Below are 14626 nucleotides of genomic sequence, written 5' to 3' on the forward strand. Positions count from 1 at the left end.
GGCTGGGTTCACCAGCTTAAGGGGTCGGGCAGGGCGGAGACGAAGTCACCGCGGCCCCGGGCCACGGTGTCATTTCAACGGTAAGCACTTGAAGGAGCTTGCGATGCGTCTCACTACCAAAGGCCGTTTTGCGGTCACAGCAATGATCGATCTGGCGTTGCGTCAGAACACCGGTCCGGTCACGCTGGCTGCGATCAGCCAGCGGCAGCAGATTTCGTTGTCGTATCTCGAGCAGCTGTTCGGCAAATTGCGCCGTCATGAGCTGGTCGAATCGACCCGCGGCCCCGGCGGCGGCTACAGCCTCGGCCGCAAGGCTGCAGATATCACCGTCGCCGACATCATTGTTTCCGTCGATGAGCCCATTGATGCCACGCAGTGCGGCGGCAAGGAAAATTGCCTTGGCGAAGCCGGCCGCTGCATGACGCACGAGCTCTGGGCTTCGCTGAACCAGCGCATGGTCGAGTTTCTCGACTCCGTGACTCTGCAAAAGCTGGTCGACGACCAGATCGCCAAGGGCGTGCAGATCGAGAACAAGCCGGTCGTCAAGCGCGCCATTTCCGCGCAACCGGTGGTCAAGCCAATTCGCGTGAACGCGCCGAATTCGGTCTTTGCCCTCGGCAACGTGTTCGCGAAGTCCTGATGTCCTTGGTGGAGCAGCGCCTGCGGGCGCTGCCACCAGAAGCGCAGATCAAAGAAAACAACCCCACGCCAGCCCGAGTCAGCCATGGACGTAACTCCTCATTTCCCGATCTATCTCGACTACGGCGCCACCACGCCGTGCGACCCGCGCGTGGTCGACGCCATGATTCCGTGGTTGCGCGAGCATTTCGGCAACCCGGCATCGCGCAGCCATGCCTGGGGCTGGGAAGCCGAAGAGGCGGTCGAGAAGGCGCGCGGCCAGGTGGCCGAGCTGATCAACGCCGACCCGCGTGAAATCGTCTGGACGTCGGGCGCCACAGAGTCGATCAATCTGGCGCTCAAGGGTGCGGCCCACTTCTACAAGGGCAAGGGCAAGCACCTGATCACGCTGAAGACCGAGCACAAGGCCGTGCTCGACACCATGCGCGAACTCGAGCGCCAGGGCTTTGAAGTGACCTACCTCGACGTCGAGGAAAACGGCCTTGTCGACCTTGAAAAGTTCAAGGCTGCGATCCGTCCCGACACCATCCTGGCGAGCGTGCTGTTCGTGAACAACGAGATCGGCGTCATTCAGGACGTGGTCGCGCTGGGCAACGCCTGCCGCGAAAAGGGCGTGATCTTCCACGTCGACTCGGCCCAGGCCACGGGCAAGGTGGAGATCGACATCACCAAGCTGCCCATCGACCTGATGAGCCTTGCTTCGCACAAGACCTATGGCCCGAAGGGCATTGGCGCGCTTTACGTGCGTCGCAAGCCGCGTATTCGCCTTGAAGCGCAAATGCACGGCGGTGGCCATGAACGCGGCATGCGATCGGGCACCTTGCCCACGCACCAGATCGTCGGCATGGGCGAGGCCTACCGCATCGCCAAGCTCGAAATGAAGGACGACATCGCCCATGCGCGCCGCCTGCAGAAGCGTCTGCTCGACGGCCTCAAAGACGTGGAGCAGGTGTTCATCAACGGCGACCTCGAGCAGCGTGTGCCGCACAACCTGAACATGAGCTTCAACTACGTCGAAGGCGAGTCGCTGATCATGGGCATCAAGGGCCTGGCGGTGTCGTCGGGTTCGGCCTGCACCTCGGCCAGCCTGGAGCCCAGCTATGTGCTGCGCGCCCTTGGCCGCAGCGACGAGCTGGCCCACAGCAGCCTGCGCATGACCATCGGCCGTTTCACGACCGAAGAAGAAATCGACTACGCCATCTCGACCATCAAGCACAACGTTGCGAAGCTGCGCGAGCTGAGCCCCCTGTGGGAGATGTTCCAGGACGGCGTCGACATCAGCACGATCCAGTGGTCGGCCCACTGACGCATTGACGCATCGGCCCACCCGGCGCCCCACGATTGAACAAAGTTTGAGAGGTACACCATGGCATATTCATCCAAGGTCATCGACCACTACGAAAACCCACGCAACGTCGGCTCCTTCGAAAAGGGCGACGACTCGGTAGGCACCGGCATGGTTGGCGCGCCGGCTTGCGGCGACGTCATGAAGCTGCAGATCAAGGTCAACCCCGAAACGGGCGTGATCGAAGACGCGCGCTTCAAGACTTACGGCTGTGGTTCGGCCATCGCCTCGTCGTCGCTCGTGACCGAATGGGTCAAGGGCAAGACGCTCGACGAAGCGGCCGCGCTCAAGAACGCGCAGATCGCAGAAGAACTGGCCCTGCCTCCCGTCAAGATCCACTGCTCGATCCTGGCTGAAGACGCCATCAAGGCTGCCGTGAGCGACTACAAGGCCAAGCACGGCGTGAAAACGGCGCAGGCCGAGCCGGCAGTCCACTGACATGGCCGTTACCTTGACCGAAGCCGCTGCGCGCCACGTGACCCGCTACCTCGGCAAGCGGGGCAAGGGCGTGGGCGTGCGGCTGGGTGTGAAGACCACCGGATGCTCGGGCCTGGCCTACAAGCTCGAGTACGTGGACGAGCTCACTCCTGAAGACGTGGTGTTCGAAGACCACGGCGTGAAGGTGCTGGTCGACCCCAAGAGCCTGGCTTATATCGACGGCACGCAGCTCGACTTCGTGCGCGAGGGCTTGAACGAAGGCTTCAAGTTCATCAACCCGAACGAACGCGACCGTTGCGGCTGCGGCGAAAGTTTTCGTATCTGATACGCCGTCGCTGATCGCGACAGCAGCCGCCACCATGTCATGTGCTGGCGGTTTTTTCTTGCCATGAATATCAACGACACCGACTTCGAACTGTTCGCAGTACCCGCCACCTTTGCGCAGGACCGCGCCGCGCTCGACGCGCGCTGGAAAGAGCTGCAGCGCGAAGCGCACCCGGACCGCTTCGCTGCGCAAGGTGCCGCTGCGCAACGCGTGGCCATGCAATGGTCGGTGCGCGTCAATGAGGCCTATCAGCGGCTGAAGGACCCGATCCGCCGTGCGAGCTACATCTGCGAGCTGAACGGTGCACCGCTCAACGCCGAGAACAACACGGCCATGCCGCCCGATTTTTTGATGCAGCAGATGGAGTGGCGCGAAGCGCTCGACGACGCCGGCGATATTGCCGCGGTCGAGAAGCTGCAGGCGGAGGTCGAAGCCGGCCGTGCGCGTGCGCTGTCGTCGCTCGACTGGCTGATCGACGAGAAGGGCGACTATCCCGCCGCCGCCCAGCAGGTGAGAGCCCTCATGTTCATTGAGCGTTTCGGCCAGGACGTCGAGGCCAAGTTCGATCAGTTGGGACAATAAGCCCTATATATGGCTCTTCTTCAGATTTCAGAACCCGGCCAGGCGCCCGATCCGCATCAGCGCCGCATTGCCGTGGGCATCGACCTGGGCACCACGCATTCGCTGGTTGCCGCGGTGCGCAACGGCGTGGCGGAATGCCTGCCGGATGACGATGGCCGCGTGTTGCTGCCTTCGGTTGTGCGCTACCTTGACGGCGACCGCCGGCAGATCGGCTTCGACGCCGTGGCGGCGCGCGGGCAAGACCCCGCCAACACCATCACGTCGGTCAAGCGGCTCATGGGCCGCGGGCTTGCCGACATTTCGAACCGCGAATCGATGTCGTACCGCATCGACAGCAGTGACGGCGGCATGGTGAAGGTGCAGACTCTTGCGGGCGAAAAATCGCCAGTCGAAATCAGCGCGGAAATTCTGGCGACGCTGCGCTTCCGTGCCGAAGACACCTTCGACGACGAACTCTATGGCGCAGTCATTACCGTGCCGGCGTATTTCGACGAAGGCCAGCGCCAGGCCACCAAGGACGCCGCCCAACTCGCTGGACTCAACGTGCTGCGGCTGATCAGCGAGCCGACGGCCGCTGCGATTGCCTATGGCCTCGACAATGCCAGCGAAGGCGTCTACGCGGTGTATGACCTGGGTGGCGGCACCTTCGACATCTCGATCCTGCGGCTGACGCAGGGTGTTTTCGAAGTCATTGCCACCGGTGGAGACTCGGCACTTGGCGGCGACGACTATGACCACGCGCTTGCCGATTTTGTGATGGCCCAGGCCGGGGCGCACGCCCAGAGCGATGTTGACAGGGCGGCCTTGCTGGTTGCGGCGCGTGCCGCGAAGGAAGCCCTGACGGATTCCGAATCGACCGCCTTCGTTGCGGAGGTTGCAGGCCAGGCGATTCAATTCGACCTGACCCGTGCGCAATTTGACGCGGCTACGAAGCCGCTCACCGACCGCACCATTGCCGCGGTGCGCAAGGCGCTGCGAGACGCAAAGCTCAAGCCCGACGACTTGCAGGGCATCGTGCTGGTGGGCGGTTCTACCCGCATGCCGCAGGTCCGCCGCGCCGTTGCCGAATTCTTTGGCCGCGAGCCGCTGGTCAACCTGAACCCTGACGAAGTCGTGGCGCTCGGTGCCGCAATCCAGGCCAATCAGCTGGCCGGCAACAATGGCGCAGGCGATCTGCTGCTGCTCGACGTGATTCCGCTGTCGCTCGGCATCGAAACCATGGGCGGCCTGGTTGAACGCATCGTGCCGCGCAACCAGACCATTCCCACGGCAATGGCACAGGACTTCACCACCTACCAGGACGGGCAGACGGCCCTTGCATTGCATGTGGTGCAGGGCGAGCGCGACTTGGTTGCCGATTGCCGCAGCCTTGCACGCTTTACGCTGCGCGGCATTCCGCCGATGGCCGCGGGTGCTGCGCGCATTCGCGTCACGTTTACGGTCGATGCAGACGGGCTTCTGAGCGTCAGCGCCAAGGAGCAAGGCAGCGGCGTCGAGGCCAGCGTTACCGTGAAGCCGTCTTACGGGCTTTCGGACGACCAGATTGCCACCATGCTGCAAGAGAGTTTTTCCACCGCGCAGCAGGACATGCAGGCGCGTGCGCTTGTCGAGGCACGCGTGGAGGCCGAGCGCATGCTGCTAGCCACCCAGAGCGCTCTTGATGCCGACGGCGACTTGCTGGCCGAAGAAGAGCGCGCTGTCATCGACGGGTCCATGGCAAAGCTGCGAGAAGCCTCGAGCGGCACCGAGGCCGCCACCATCGAAGCTGCCACCAAGGCGCTGGCCAACGACACCGAGGCCTTTGCCGCACAGCGCATGAACGCGGGCATTGCGCGCGCCTTGTCGGGCCGCAAGGTCGAATCCCTCTAAGAACAATATGCCCACCATCAAGATTTTTCCGCACCCCGAATACTGCCCGCAGGGTGCAGAAATCACGGCGCCGGCCGGTACTTCCATTTGCGAGGCGCTGCTCGACAATCACATCAACATCGAGCACGCGTGCGAAATGAGCTGCGCCTGCACCACCTGCCACGTCATCGTGCGCCAGGGGTTCAGTTCGCTGAACGAAGCCGAAGAGGGTGAGGAAGACCTGCTCGACCGCGCATGGGGCCTGGAGCCACAATCGCGCCTCAGCTGCCAGGCCATCCTGGCGCAGGAAGACGTCACGGTCGAGATTCCGAAATACTCGATCAACCACGCCAAAGAGAACCATTGAAAGAGCCACTGAATGTCGCGCCAGATCGTCCTCGACACTGAAACCACCGGCCTTTCCGCCGAGAACGGCGACCGCATCATCGAGCTCGGCTGCGTGGAGCTGTTCGCGCGCAAGCTAACGGGCAACGATCTGCACATCTACTTCAACCCCGAGCGCGAGAGCCATGAAGACGCGCTCAAGGTGCACGGTCTCACCACCGACTTTTTGCGCGACAAGCCGAAGTTCGCCACGCTGGCCAACGACATCGTTGAGTACCTGCGCGGCGCTGAACTGATCATTCACAACGCGGCATTCGACGTCGGCTTTCTCAACAAGGAACTCGAGCTGGCCGGCCTGCCGCCGCTGCGTACCTTTGTTGGCGAGGTAACCGACACGCTGGCCATGGCCAAGCAGGTGTACCCGGGCAAGCGAAATTCGCTCGACGCGCTGTGCGACCGTTTCGGCGTCGACCGCTCGAACCGTACCTTCCACGGCGCCAAGCTCGACGCGCAACTGCTCGCCGATGTCTACATCAACCTCACCCGTGGCCAGGACGCGCTCTTGATCGACGTGTCGTCGAATGAGCCGGCGCAGGGCACCACCGTGGTTGCCATCGACCTGAGCCAGTTCGAGCTGCCGGTGATCATGGCGGGCGAGCAGGAGCTTGTGGCGCACGAGGCGCTGTTGTCGCAACTCGACAAATCCAGCAATGGACGCACGCTGTTTAGGCAAAACGCCTGAAATGCTGTGGCATAATCGAAGGCTTCGCGCAACGCGATTAATTCAACGGCACCGAAACTCGGCGCCAACGAATTGACAGGGCGGTTAGCTCAGGGGTAGAGCACAGCATTCACACTGCTGGGGTCGGAGGTTCGAAGCCTCCACCGCCCACCAAATTCCCCCAACGAAATCAGCGACTTGGATTGTCCAAGTCGCTTTTTTGTTTTGCGCGCCGCTTTGGGCCCGCCGCACGCAACTGTCGACTCGTGCTGACGCTGGCTCCGGCTTCGCGCCGGCTCAGTTTCGTAGCCAAGCGCGTACACCCGACGGGAAGGAGACCGACCATGGCCACTCACCCCGACATTCCGCCCGACCTGCCCGTGGAGCCCGACCAAGGGCCGAGCACACCGCCGGACGATCCGACCGATCCAGAGCCTCCTCCCACCACCTCGTGAATTCGGCGCGCGAGCCGCGATAAGCTCGCGCCATGGATGAACTTGATTGCGCCGTCATCGGCGGTGGTGTGGTGGGCCTGGCAGTGGCTCGCGCCTTGGCGCTCGCAGGGCGGGAAGTGGTTGTGCTGGAGGCGGAAGGTGCCATTGGCACTGGCACCAGTTCGCGCAACAGCGAGGTGATTCACGCGGGCATCTATTACCCACAGGGGTCGCTGAAGGCTCGCCTTTGCGTCGAGGGCAAGCAGGCGCTCTACGAATACGCAGCGGAGCGTGGCTTGCCGCACAGGCGCTGTGGCAAGCTGATCGTGGCGACCTCGCCCGAGCAGGTGGCGCAACTCGAGATCATCCGTGCCAAGGCTGCCGCCAACGGTGTCGATGATCTCGTGTTGCTTACGGCGGACGAGGCCATTGCCATGGAGCCGCAACTGCAGTGCGTTGCTGCGCTGCATTCGCCAACCACGGGCATCGTCGACAGCCACGCGCTGATGCTGAGCCTGCTGGGCGACCTGGAAAACGCCGGCGGCATGCTGGCGCTGAAATCACCCATGGCAAGCGCCCGGTGTGGCGCCGACGCTATCGTCCTGGTAGCGGAAGACGGTACCGCGCTGCGCTGCAACACCGTCGTCAATGCGGCGGGGCTCAATGCATCCGTTCTGGCCAGGCGCTTCGAAGGACTTCCTGCGGCGGCTGTACCGACTCCGTACTTCGCCAAGGGCAACTATTTCACCCTTTCGGGGCGCGCGCCTTTCTCGCGGCTCATCTACCCGGTGCCCGAGCCGGGCGGCCTTGGCGTGCATCTGACCCTCGACCTGGGCGGGCAGGCGAAGTTCGGCCCCGATGTGCAATGGGTAGAGTCGGCCGACGACCTGGTGGTGGACCCCGCGCGCGGCGACGGCTTTTATGCAGAGGTGCGCAAGTATTGGCCCGCGCTGCCTGAAGGAGGGCTGATACCGGGCTACGCCGGCATGCGGCCGAAGATCTCTGGGCCGGGCGAGCCAGCGCGCGATTTCATGATCGAAGGCCCCGAGTCTCACGGAGTGAAGGGGCTGGTCAATCTCTTCGGCATCGAATCGCCGGGGCTCACGAGCAGCCTTGCCATCGGCCGCCATGTGGTGCGCCTGCTCGCGAGCGCCTGACCGACGCGCCGCAACCCCTCGCATGCATAAGTCTGCAGAACTGTCGTGCATGAGGGGCTTTTGTGCCTGTAACATGACACCACGCCATTTGCTGGCGTGAAGCCGCCGGCGCGGTGCCGGTGTCATCACGGAGGAAAGATTCCAATGAGTGCATCCAACAACATCGAGGCAGCAGCCGAAGACATCGCGAGCGACGTGCGCGGCGTGCTGGCCAGCAAGGACCTGGATTCGGTTCCCCACATCAAGGCGCTGCGCCAGCGCATCGACACCAAGCTCGCCATTGCGCGCGAGCTTGCGGCGGAAAAGAGCAAGATCGCAGCCCAGAAGGCCCGCGAGGCCGCCAACACCGCCAATGCCTACGCGCACGATGAACCATGGCAGATTGCCGGCGCAGCCTTGGCCGTCGGTGTGCTGGTGGGTCTGCTGCTTGGCCGCCGCTGACCTGAGCGCACACCGCCGCATGGTCTGTCGCCGAGCATGGGTCGGCGCATGAGGTTGCTGTCCTTGTTCGGGCTCGATGCCCGTTTGCGACGGCTTCGCATTGCTGCGGCCGAAGGTGCACTGGCCGCCGAAGACCGCGTGCAACTCCTGCGCATGGCGTGGGAGGACGAAAAGCAGCGTCTCAAGCTGATGCTGGTGCTCGTGGTGGCCGTACTCGGTCTTACGACCGTGGCCGTCGCGTTGCTTTCGATGGCGGTGGTAGTGCATTTCTGGGAAACGCCGCATCGCGTGACAGCTGCCTGGTCGGTGGCGGGCGTGTGGATCGTGCTTTGGCTTGGCGCCGCGGCCGGACTGCTTTTGACGTTTCGCAATGCTTCGAACAGCTTTGCTCCTGCGCGCCACGAGTTCGAACGCGACTGGACTTGGGTTCAGGACCGTTTCGGGCTTGGCAATGATCCTGACCAGGATGAAGATGAGCCGCGTCCCCGGCGGCCCACCACACGCGAAGAACTGCTTGCCCGCATGGACCGTCAGCGCGAACGCATTGCCACCATGCAGGGCGCTCGCAAGCCGCGGCCTGCCGGTGCAGCAGCGGCGCCTGAAGCTCCGCCTGCGGACGAGACGGCATCCGCTGCCGCCGTGCGCATTGCACGGGAGCATCCAATAGCCACGGGCGTCGTCGCTGCGGTGGCTTTGGTGGTGATTCGACCCAAGCGGCTGTTGCGCTGGGCAGCGGTCGTTGCGCCGGTACTCTGGCGCATGCGCTGAAAATCGCCGGCGAGAGCGCGAACGCTCAGGTGGCGCTGCGAGCTTGCAGCAATGCCTGAGCCGTTTCGCGCACGAGTGCCGGGCCGCGATAGATAAGGCCGGTGTAGATCTGCACCACGTCTGCACCTGCGGCAATCTTGGCCTTGGCATCGGCCGCACTCAGGATGCCGCCCACCCCGATGATCGGAAAACCTGCTCCCAGCGCCGCGCGCAACTGGGCGACCACGCGATTGCTCGCCTCGCGTACCGGGGCGCCCGAAAGGCCGCCAGCTTCGTCGGCGTGCGGCAAGCCTGCAACCGCCTCGCGTGACAGCGTGGTGTTGGTGGCAATCACGCCGTCCATGCCATGGCGCTGCAGCGTGGCCGCAATAACGGCGACCTGGCTCTCGTCGAGATCGGGGGCGATCTTCACGAACAGCGGAACGCGCTTGCTGCTGCGGTCGGCAAGCGCCTGGCGCCGCTCGGCGATGGCACCCAGCAGGGCGTCGAGCGCTTCGTCGCTCTGCAGCGTGCGCAGGTTGGCCGTGTTGGGGCTCGAGATATTGATGGTCACATAGTCGGCGTGCGCGTATACGCCGTCCAGGCAGGCCACATAGTCGTCCACCGCCCGCTCGATGGGCGTGCTGGCGTTCTTTCCGATGTTGAGCCCCAGCAGCATCGGCTTATTGCCGGCATTGCTGCCTTTCTTGCGAAAGCGCGCCTTCTGCACGTTGGCCAGAAAGGCGTCGAGCCCCTCGTTGTTGAACCCGAGCCGGTTGATGAGCGCATCGCGCTGCGGCAGGCGAAACATGCGCGGCTTCGGGTTGCCAGACTGTGCCTTCGGCGTGACCGTGCCAACCTCGACAAAGCCGAAGCCCATGGCGGCAAAAGCGTCGATGCAGCGGGCGTTCTTGTCGAGCCCGGCCGCCAGCCCGATGCGGTTCGGAAATTCGAGCCCGGCCAGGGTGACCGGATCGTTGACGCGCGCAGCAGCGTACGCGCAAGCAAGCGGCGTGTTCTGGGTGCGGGCGAGGCCGTCGAGGGTGAGCTCGTGGGCATGCTCCGGATCGAAGCCGAACAGAAAGGGCCGGGCCAGGCCGTAGAGCGAAGAGGGGAGCAGGGGCATCGGATAATTCTCGACTTCAATGAGCCAAGGATTCTCCGCGATGACTGCACCCGTTTCTCCTTCTTCCGTACCCGGCACCGGCGCCATCTCCCAAGACGAGCTCAAGGCCCAGGTTGGCCGGGCTGCGCTGGCTTACGTGGCGAAGGGTGAAATCGTCGGCGTGGGCACCGGCTCGACGGTGAACAAGTTCATCGACGCCCTTGCCACAATCAAGGACGAGATCAAGGGCGCGGTGTCGAGCTCGGTAGCCTCGACGGAGCGCCTGCGAGCCCTGGGCATTCCTGTGTTCGACAGCAACGAGGTCGAGGAACTCAGCGTCTATATCGACGGTGCAGACGAGATCGATCATCGCGGCTACATGGTCAAGGGCGGTGGAGCGGCGCTCACGCGCGAGAAAATCGTGGCGGCGCAGTCAAAGCGATTTGTCTGCATTGCCGACGCATCCAAGCTGGTCGACACGCTTGGCGCCTTCCCGCTGCCGGTAGAGGTGATTCCAATGGCGGCGCGCCGCGTCATGCGGCAGTTCGAAGCCATGGGCGGCATTGCGCAAGTGCGGGAAAAAGACGGTGTGGCGCTGGTAACGGACAACGGGCAGCACATCGTCGATGTCACGGGTTTGCGGATCGGCGATCCGCTGGCCTTCGAATCCGAGGTGAGCCAGTGGCCGGGCGTGGTCACTGTCGGTGTGTTCGCTCACCAGAAGGCGCATGTGTGCCTGCTTGGCACACCAACGGGTGTGCGGACGATGACGTTCGAGTGAAGAAAGAAACGGCAGCCGGCTTCAACCGGCGGCCATCTGGAAACCGGTCATAAGTCGGTAATAAGCCGGTCAGAGCCGGCAATAAGCCGGTCAGGAGCCGATCAGAACTTGATGCCCGCCGGATTGCTCGGGCTCGGTCCACTCGGCGCGGGAGCGGGTTGCTGCTGCGGAGCAGGCGCAGCCGGCGCGGATTCGCGTGCCACGGGTGCCGCCTGCGCGGCAACCAGCGGGCGGGCCGGCGGATTGCGGTAGGTCGCCGGCAGGCTGTTGCTCTTCGGATAGCCCGCGGCATCGAGGTACTGCGACCATTCGGTGTCGGAAAAGCCCTTGAGCTGCTGCGAACCGATGGTGAGCAACGGCAGCGATGCCTGGCTGCTCAGACGTTGCAATGCCTCGACGTCCTGGTTGCTCTTGACGGTGCGCTCCTCGAAAGGAATGCCGCGCGTGGTCAGCAGCGAACGGGCGGCGCCGCACGGGGCGCATTCTTCGCCCGTGTACAGCGTGACGGGATAGCGCTGTGCCACCTGGCGCAATTCATATGGCAAGCCGGCGTTGGCCGGCGGCACGATGCCGGCTTGCGGCCCAGCGGCGGGCTCGGTGCTGGCAGTGGGGGCGCGGTCCGAGAAAGTGACCTTGCCGTTCTTGTCGACGTTGCGATAGATCGGCTGGGCCATGGCACCTGCTGCAACGAGCAGCAGGGCGAGGCCGGAAAGGCGATGCAAGGAGGTTTTCTTTTGGATCGAATGCATTGCCTGAGTATCGCAAGCTTCAGGCCCGCTTCAAACGGGCTGGGCCTGCGCCATGCCCTGGTGTCGCAGCAGCGCATCAAGCTGCGGCTCGCGCCCGCGGAAGGCCTTGAACGAATCCATGGCGCTGCGGCTGCCGCCCGCTTCAAGGATGGCCTGGCGGTATCTGCGGCCGGTTTCGATGTTCGGCTGGCCGTCGGCGCCTACGGTTTCCTCGAAAGCGGCGTAGGCATCGGCGCTCAGCACTTCGGCCCACTTGTAGCTGTAATAGCCGGCCGCATAGCCGCCCGAGAAGATGTGGCTGAAGGTGTTCGGCGTGCGGCTGAAAGGCGGCGCAGGCATTACCGCCACCTCGGCGCGCACCTTGCCAAGCAGCGCGAGCACGCCGCCGGGCTGCGCATTGGCGGCTTGGTATTCGGTATGCAGCAGCATGTCGAACAGCGAGAACTCGATCTGGCGCAAAGTCTGCAAGCCACTCTGGAAGTTCTTGGCGGCGGTCATCTTGTCGAAAAGCGCGCGGGGCAGCGGCTCGCCGGTATCCACGTGGGCGGTCATGTGCTTGAGCACGTCCCATTCCCAGCAGAAGTTTTCCATGAACTGGCTGGGCAGTTCGACGGCGTCCCACTCGACGCCGCTGATGCCGGACACGTCGCGCTCGTTCACCTGCGTGAGCATGTGGTGCAAGCCGTGGCCGAATTCGTGGAAGAGGGTGGTCACGTCGTCGTGCGTGAGCAGCGGCGGCTTGCCATCGACACCGCTCGCAAAGTTGCACACGAGCTGCGCCACCGGCGTTTGCAGGGCGCCGTCGTCGGGGCGCAGCCAGCGCGCACGCACGTCGTCCATCCAGGCGCCGCCGCGCTTGGCCGCACGGGCCGAAGGATCGAGATAGAACTGGCCGACCTTCTGCACGCCCTGTGCCGTCTGGCGTTCGATGCGATAGAACTCGACGCTCGGATGCCAGGTAGGCGCGCTGTCGCGCCGAATGGAAACCTCGAACAGCGTCTCGACGATCTTGAACAGGCCGGCCATCACCTTGGGGGCCGGGAAGTACTGCTTCACCTCTTGTTCGCTGAAGGCATAGCGCGCTTCCTTCAGCTTTTCGCCGATGTAGCTCCAGTCCCAGGCTTGCGGATCGGCAATGCCCAGCTGCTCCGACGCAAACACGCGCAGGTCGGCCAGGTCGCGTTCGCCGTATGGCTTGGCCTTGGCCGCCAGATCGCGCAGGAACTTGATTACTTGCTCGGGTGATTCGGCCATCTTGGGTACGACCGAGAGTTCGCCGAAATTCTTGTAGCCGAGCAGCCTGGCTTCTTCTTCGCGAAGCGAGAGGATCTCGTTGATGAGCGCAGTGTTGTCGAAGGCCGGGTCGCCGAGTTCGCTGGCGCGAGTGACGTAAGCGCGATAGAGCGTTTCGCGCAGCGCGCTGCTTTTTGCAAACTGCATCACAGGCAGGTAGCAGGGCATCTTGAGCGTGAGCTTGTAGCCTTGCTTGCCCTCGGCTTCGGCGGCGGCGCGCGCCGCGCCCACCACGTCTTCAGGCACGCCCTCGAGCTCGCCGAGCGACGCGTAGTAAGAGAAGGCATCGGTCGCGTCCAGCGCGTTTTCGCTGAATTTCTGGCTCAGCTCGGCCTGGCGTTCCTGGATGTCGGCAAAGCGCTTTTTCGCGTCGCCCTGCAGTTCTGCGCCGCCGAGCACAAAGTTGCGCACGGCATTGCGATGCGCCTGGCGCTGCTCGGGGTTGAGGGTGGCCGTGTCGATGGCCTTGTACTTTGCGTACAGGCGCTCGTCAGAACCCAGGCGGGTCCAGAACGCGGTGACGCGCGGCATGGCCTCGTTGTAGGCCGCTCGCAGCTCAGGCGTATCGGCCACGGCGTTCAGGTGGCCAACAGCACCCCAGGCGCGGCTGAAGCGTTCGGACGCGACGTCGAGCACTTTGGAAATTGCATTCCAGTCGGCCGGAAAGTCTGGTGCGGTAACGGTCTGCAGCGCCGCCTCGGCGTCGGCCAGCAAGATATCGACCGCGGGCGCCACATGCTCAGGCTTGATGCGGTCGAACAGTGGAAGGTCGGTGAAGTCGAGGAGGGGATTGGTCATGGCCATGGCAATCACTTGGCGGCGCGTTCGGCCGCTTCAAGGGTGTTGGCGAGCAGCATTGCGCGCGTCATGGGGCCGACGCCGCCGGGCACCGGGGTAATCCAGCTGGCCACTTCCTTGACCCCGTCGAAATCGACGTCGCCGGCAAGCTTGCCGTCTTCCTTGCGGTTCATGCCCACGTCGATCACCACGGCGCCGGGCTTCACCATGTCGGCCGTCAGCAGGTTGCGCTTGCCCACGGCGGCAACGATCACGTCGGCCTGTCGGGTGATGGCGGCCAGGTCTTGCGTGGCGCTGTGGCAGATGGTGACGGTGGCGTTCTTGGCCAGCAGCATCATTGCCATTGGCTTGCCGACGATGTTGCTGCGGCCGATGACCACCGCGTGCTTGCCGCGCAGGTCGTATCCAATGGATTCGAGCATCTTCATGCAGCCGTGCGGCGTGCAAGGCCAGAAGCCCGGCTGGCCGACCATCAGCGCGCCGGCGCTGGCCACATGGAAGCCATCGACATCCTTGGCTGGCGAGATGGCTTCGATGACGCGGTGGCTGTCCATGTGCCTGGGCAGCGGCAGCTGCACGAGAATTCCGTGCACCTGCGGGTCGTCGTTGAGCGCCTCGATGCGGGCCAGCAACTCTGGCTCGGTCATGCTGGCCGAATGGCGTTCGAGATGCGCGGTGAGCCCGGTCTGGCTGCTGTCGTTGACCTTGTGCTTCACGTAGACCTGGCTCGCCGGATCTTCACCAACCAGGATGATGGTGAGCGTGGGTTCCACGCCGCGTGCCTTCAGCGCGGCAATACGGCCTGCGACGTCGGCGCGGATCTTTTGGGCCAGCGCGTTGCCATCGATCAATTGAGCGGTCATCGGTTTCGATTTTCC

At 63.9% G+C, this 14626-nt stretch carries 17 protein-coding genes and 1 tRNA gene; 14 read left to right on the plus strand and 4 right to left on the minus strand.

All coding sequences use genetic code 11. The annotated features are described in order from the left end of the window. Positions 1-103: 103 nt before the first annotated feature. The 13 genes from iscR (at position 104) to J2X67_RS21835 (ending at position 9043) form a co-directional block, all read left to right on the plus strand. On the plus strand, positions 104-640 hold the full coding sequence (gene iscR, locus J2X67_RS21775) for a Fe-S cluster assembly transcriptional regulator IscR (RefSeq protein WP_093237517.1): 537 nt from the start codon (positions 104-106) through the stop codon (positions 638-640). 84 nt (positions 641-724) lie between these two features. Beyond that, complete coding sequence (locus J2X67_RS21780; protein ID WP_157613514.1) at positions 725-1945, plus strand: IscS subfamily cysteine desulfurase; 1221 nt, start codon at positions 725-727, stop codon at positions 1943-1945. Positions 1946-2005: 60 nt separating this feature from the next. Continuing rightward, the gene (gene iscU, locus J2X67_RS21785; protein ID WP_126747244.1) at positions 2006-2422 is read left to right on the plus strand and encodes a Fe-S cluster assembly scaffold IscU; all 417 of its coding nucleotides are present in this window, start codon (positions 2006-2008) and stop codon (positions 2420-2422) included. Position 2423: 1 nt separating this feature from the next. Beyond that, entirely contained in the window at positions 2424-2747 is a 324-nt protein-coding gene (gene iscA, locus J2X67_RS21790; protein ID WP_093237520.1) for an iron-sulfur cluster assembly protein IscA, read from the plus strand. Positions 2748-2810: 63 nt separating this feature from the next. Beyond that, positions 2811-3329, plus strand: coding sequence for a Fe-S protein assembly co-chaperone HscB (gene hscB / locus J2X67_RS21795; protein ID WP_309956406.1), 519 nt, complete (start codon positions 2811-2813; stop codon positions 3327-3329). 9 nt (positions 3330-3338) lie between these two features. Continuing rightward, a complete protein-coding gene (hscA, locus tag J2X67_RS21800; RefSeq protein WP_309956408.1) occupies positions 3339-5198 on the plus strand; it encodes a Fe-S protein assembly chaperone HscA in 1860 nt (619 codons plus the stop codon). A 7-nt stretch (positions 5199-5205) separates the two neighbouring features. Further along, on the plus strand, positions 5206-5544 hold the full coding sequence (gene fdx / locus J2X67_RS21805; RefSeq protein ID WP_258505820.1) for an ISC system 2Fe-2S type ferredoxin: 339 nt from the start codon (positions 5206-5208) through the stop codon (positions 5542-5544). 12 nt (positions 5545-5556) lie between these two features. Beyond that, a complete protein-coding gene (gene dnaQ, locus J2X67_RS21810) occupies positions 5557-6264 on the plus strand; it encodes a DNA polymerase III subunit epsilon (protein WP_309956411.1) in 708 nt (235 codons plus the stop codon). A gap of 78 nt (positions 6265-6342) precedes the next feature. After that, positions 6343-6417: transfer RNA gene (locus J2X67_RS21815), tRNA-Val, on the plus strand. Between the two features lie 170 nt (positions 6418-6587). After that, positions 6588-6698, plus strand: coding sequence for a stereocilin (locus J2X67_RS21820; protein ID WP_309956413.1), 111 nt, complete (start codon positions 6588-6590; stop codon positions 6696-6698). A gap of 32 nt (positions 6699-6730) precedes the next feature. Then, positions 6731-7834 carry an NAD(P)/FAD-dependent oxidoreductase gene (locus J2X67_RS21825; protein WP_309956415.1) on the plus strand — a complete coding sequence of 368 codons (1104 nt, stop codon included), beginning with the start codon at positions 6731-6733 and terminating at the stop codon, positions 7832-7834. 144 nt (positions 7835-7978) lie between these two features. Continuing rightward, positions 7979-8275 (plus strand): glycine zipper domain-containing protein, encoded by a 297-nt coding sequence (locus J2X67_RS21830; RefSeq protein WP_126747251.1) that lies wholly within the window; start codon positions 7979-7981, stop codon positions 8273-8275. Positions 8276-8323: 48 nt separating this feature from the next. Then, on the plus strand, positions 8324-9043 hold the full coding sequence (locus J2X67_RS21835) for a phage holin family protein (RefSeq protein ID WP_309956418.1): 720 nt from the start codon (positions 8324-8326) through the stop codon (positions 9041-9043). Between the two features lie 25 nt (positions 9044-9068). Here J2X67_RS21835 and J2X67_RS21840 read toward each other — a convergent pair whose 3' ends face one another. Next, positions 9069-10148 (minus strand): quinone-dependent dihydroorotate dehydrogenase, encoded by a 1080-nt coding sequence (locus tag J2X67_RS21840; protein WP_309956420.1) that lies wholly within the window; start codon positions 10146-10148, stop codon positions 9069-9071. Between the two features lie 40 nt (positions 10149-10188). On the opposite strand from J2X67_RS21840, the gene rpiA reads away from it, so the two are divergent. Further along, positions 10189-10908: a ribose-5-phosphate isomerase RpiA gene (rpiA, locus tag J2X67_RS21845; protein WP_309956422.1), complete on the plus strand. Its 720-nt coding sequence runs from the start codon at positions 10189-10191 to the stop codon at positions 10906-10908. 101 nt (positions 10909-11009) lie between these two features. Here the strand turns inward: rpiA and J2X67_RS21850 are convergent, their stop codons facing one another. The 3 genes from J2X67_RS21850 to folD are packed head-to-tail and all read right to left on the minus strand — an operon-like array spanning position 11010 to position 14611. Then, positions 11010-11657, minus strand: coding sequence for a glutaredoxin family protein (locus J2X67_RS21850; RefSeq protein WP_309956424.1), 648 nt, complete (start codon positions 11655-11657; stop codon positions 11010-11012). Between the two features lie 30 nt (positions 11658-11687). Next, on the minus strand, positions 11688-13748 hold the full coding sequence (locus J2X67_RS21855) for a M3 family metallopeptidase (RefSeq protein ID WP_309956426.1): 2061 nt from the start codon (positions 13746-13748) through the stop codon (positions 11688-11690). 11 nt (positions 13749-13759) lie between these two features. Further along, positions 13760-14611, minus strand: coding sequence for a bifunctional methylenetetrahydrofolate dehydrogenase/methenyltetrahydrofolate cyclohydrolase FolD (gene folD, locus J2X67_RS21860; protein WP_309956428.1), 852 nt, complete (start codon positions 14609-14611; stop codon positions 13760-13762). Positions 14612-14626: the final 15 nt, after the last annotated feature.

Origin of the sequence: Variovorax sp. 3319 (genome assembly GCF_031456585.1) — a bacterium.
In the GTDB taxonomy this organism is placed as follows: Bacteria; Pseudomonadota; Gammaproteobacteria; order Burkholderiales; family Burkholderiaceae_C; genus Variovorax; species Variovorax paradoxus_P.

Bases quoted from the DNA above. Each gene is read 5' to 3' on its own strand.
- iscR (WP_093237517.1), top strand. From the start codon at position 104: ATGCGTCTCACTACCAAAGGCCGTTTTGCGGTCACAGCAATGATCGAT.
- J2X67_RS21780 (WP_157613514.1), top strand. From the start codon at position 725: ATGGACGTAACTCCTCATTTCCCGATCTATCTCGACTACGGCGCCACC.
- iscU (WP_126747244.1), top strand. From the start codon at position 2,006: ATGGCATATTCATCCAAGGTCATCGACCACTACGAAAACCCACGCAAC.
- iscA (WP_093237520.1), top strand. From the start codon at position 2,424: ATGGCCGTTACCTTGACCGAAGCCGCTGCGCGCCACGTGACCCGCTAC.
- hscB (WP_309956406.1), top strand. From the start codon at position 2,811: ATGAATATCAACGACACCGACTTCGAACTGTTCGCAGTACCCGCCACC.
- hscA (WP_309956408.1), top strand. From the start codon at position 3,339: ATGGCTCTTCTTCAGATTTCAGAACCCGGCCAGGCGCCCGATCCGCAT.
- fdx (WP_258505820.1), top strand. From the start codon at position 5,206: ATGCCCACCATCAAGATTTTTCCGCACCCCGAATACTGCCCGCAGGGT.
- dnaQ (WP_309956411.1), top strand. From the start codon at position 5,557: ATGTCGCGCCAGATCGTCCTCGACACTGAAACCACCGGCCTTTCCGCC.
- J2X67_RS21820 (WP_309956413.1), top strand. From the start codon at position 6,588: ATGGCCACTCACCCCGACATTCCGCCCGACCTGCCCGTGGAGCCCGAC.
- J2X67_RS21825 (WP_309956415.1), top strand. From the start codon at position 6,731: ATGGATGAACTTGATTGCGCCGTCATCGGCGGTGGTGTGGTGGGCCTG.
- J2X67_RS21830 (WP_126747251.1), top strand. From the start codon at position 7,979: ATGAGTGCATCCAACAACATCGAGGCAGCAGCCGAAGACATCGCGAGC.
- J2X67_RS21835 (WP_309956418.1), top strand. From the start codon at position 8,324: ATGAGGTTGCTGTCCTTGTTCGGGCTCGATGCCCGTTTGCGACGGCTT.
- J2X67_RS21840 (WP_309956420.1), bottom strand. From the start codon at position 10,148: ATGCCCCTGCTCCCCTCTTCGCTCTACGGCCTGGCCCGGCCCTTTCTG.
- rpiA (WP_309956422.1), top strand. From the start codon at position 10,189: ATGACTGCACCCGTTTCTCCTTCTTCCGTACCCGGCACCGGCGCCATC.
- J2X67_RS21850 (WP_309956424.1), bottom strand. From the start codon at position 11,657: ATGCATTCGATCCAAAAGAAAACCTCCTTGCATCGCCTTTCCGGCCTC.
- J2X67_RS21855 (WP_309956426.1), bottom strand. From the start codon at position 13,748: ATGACCAATCCCCTCCTCGACTTCACCGACCTTCCACTGTTCGACCGC.
- folD (WP_309956428.1), bottom strand. From the start codon at position 14,611: ATGACCGCTCAATTGATCGATGGCAACGCGCTGGCCCAAAAGATCCGC.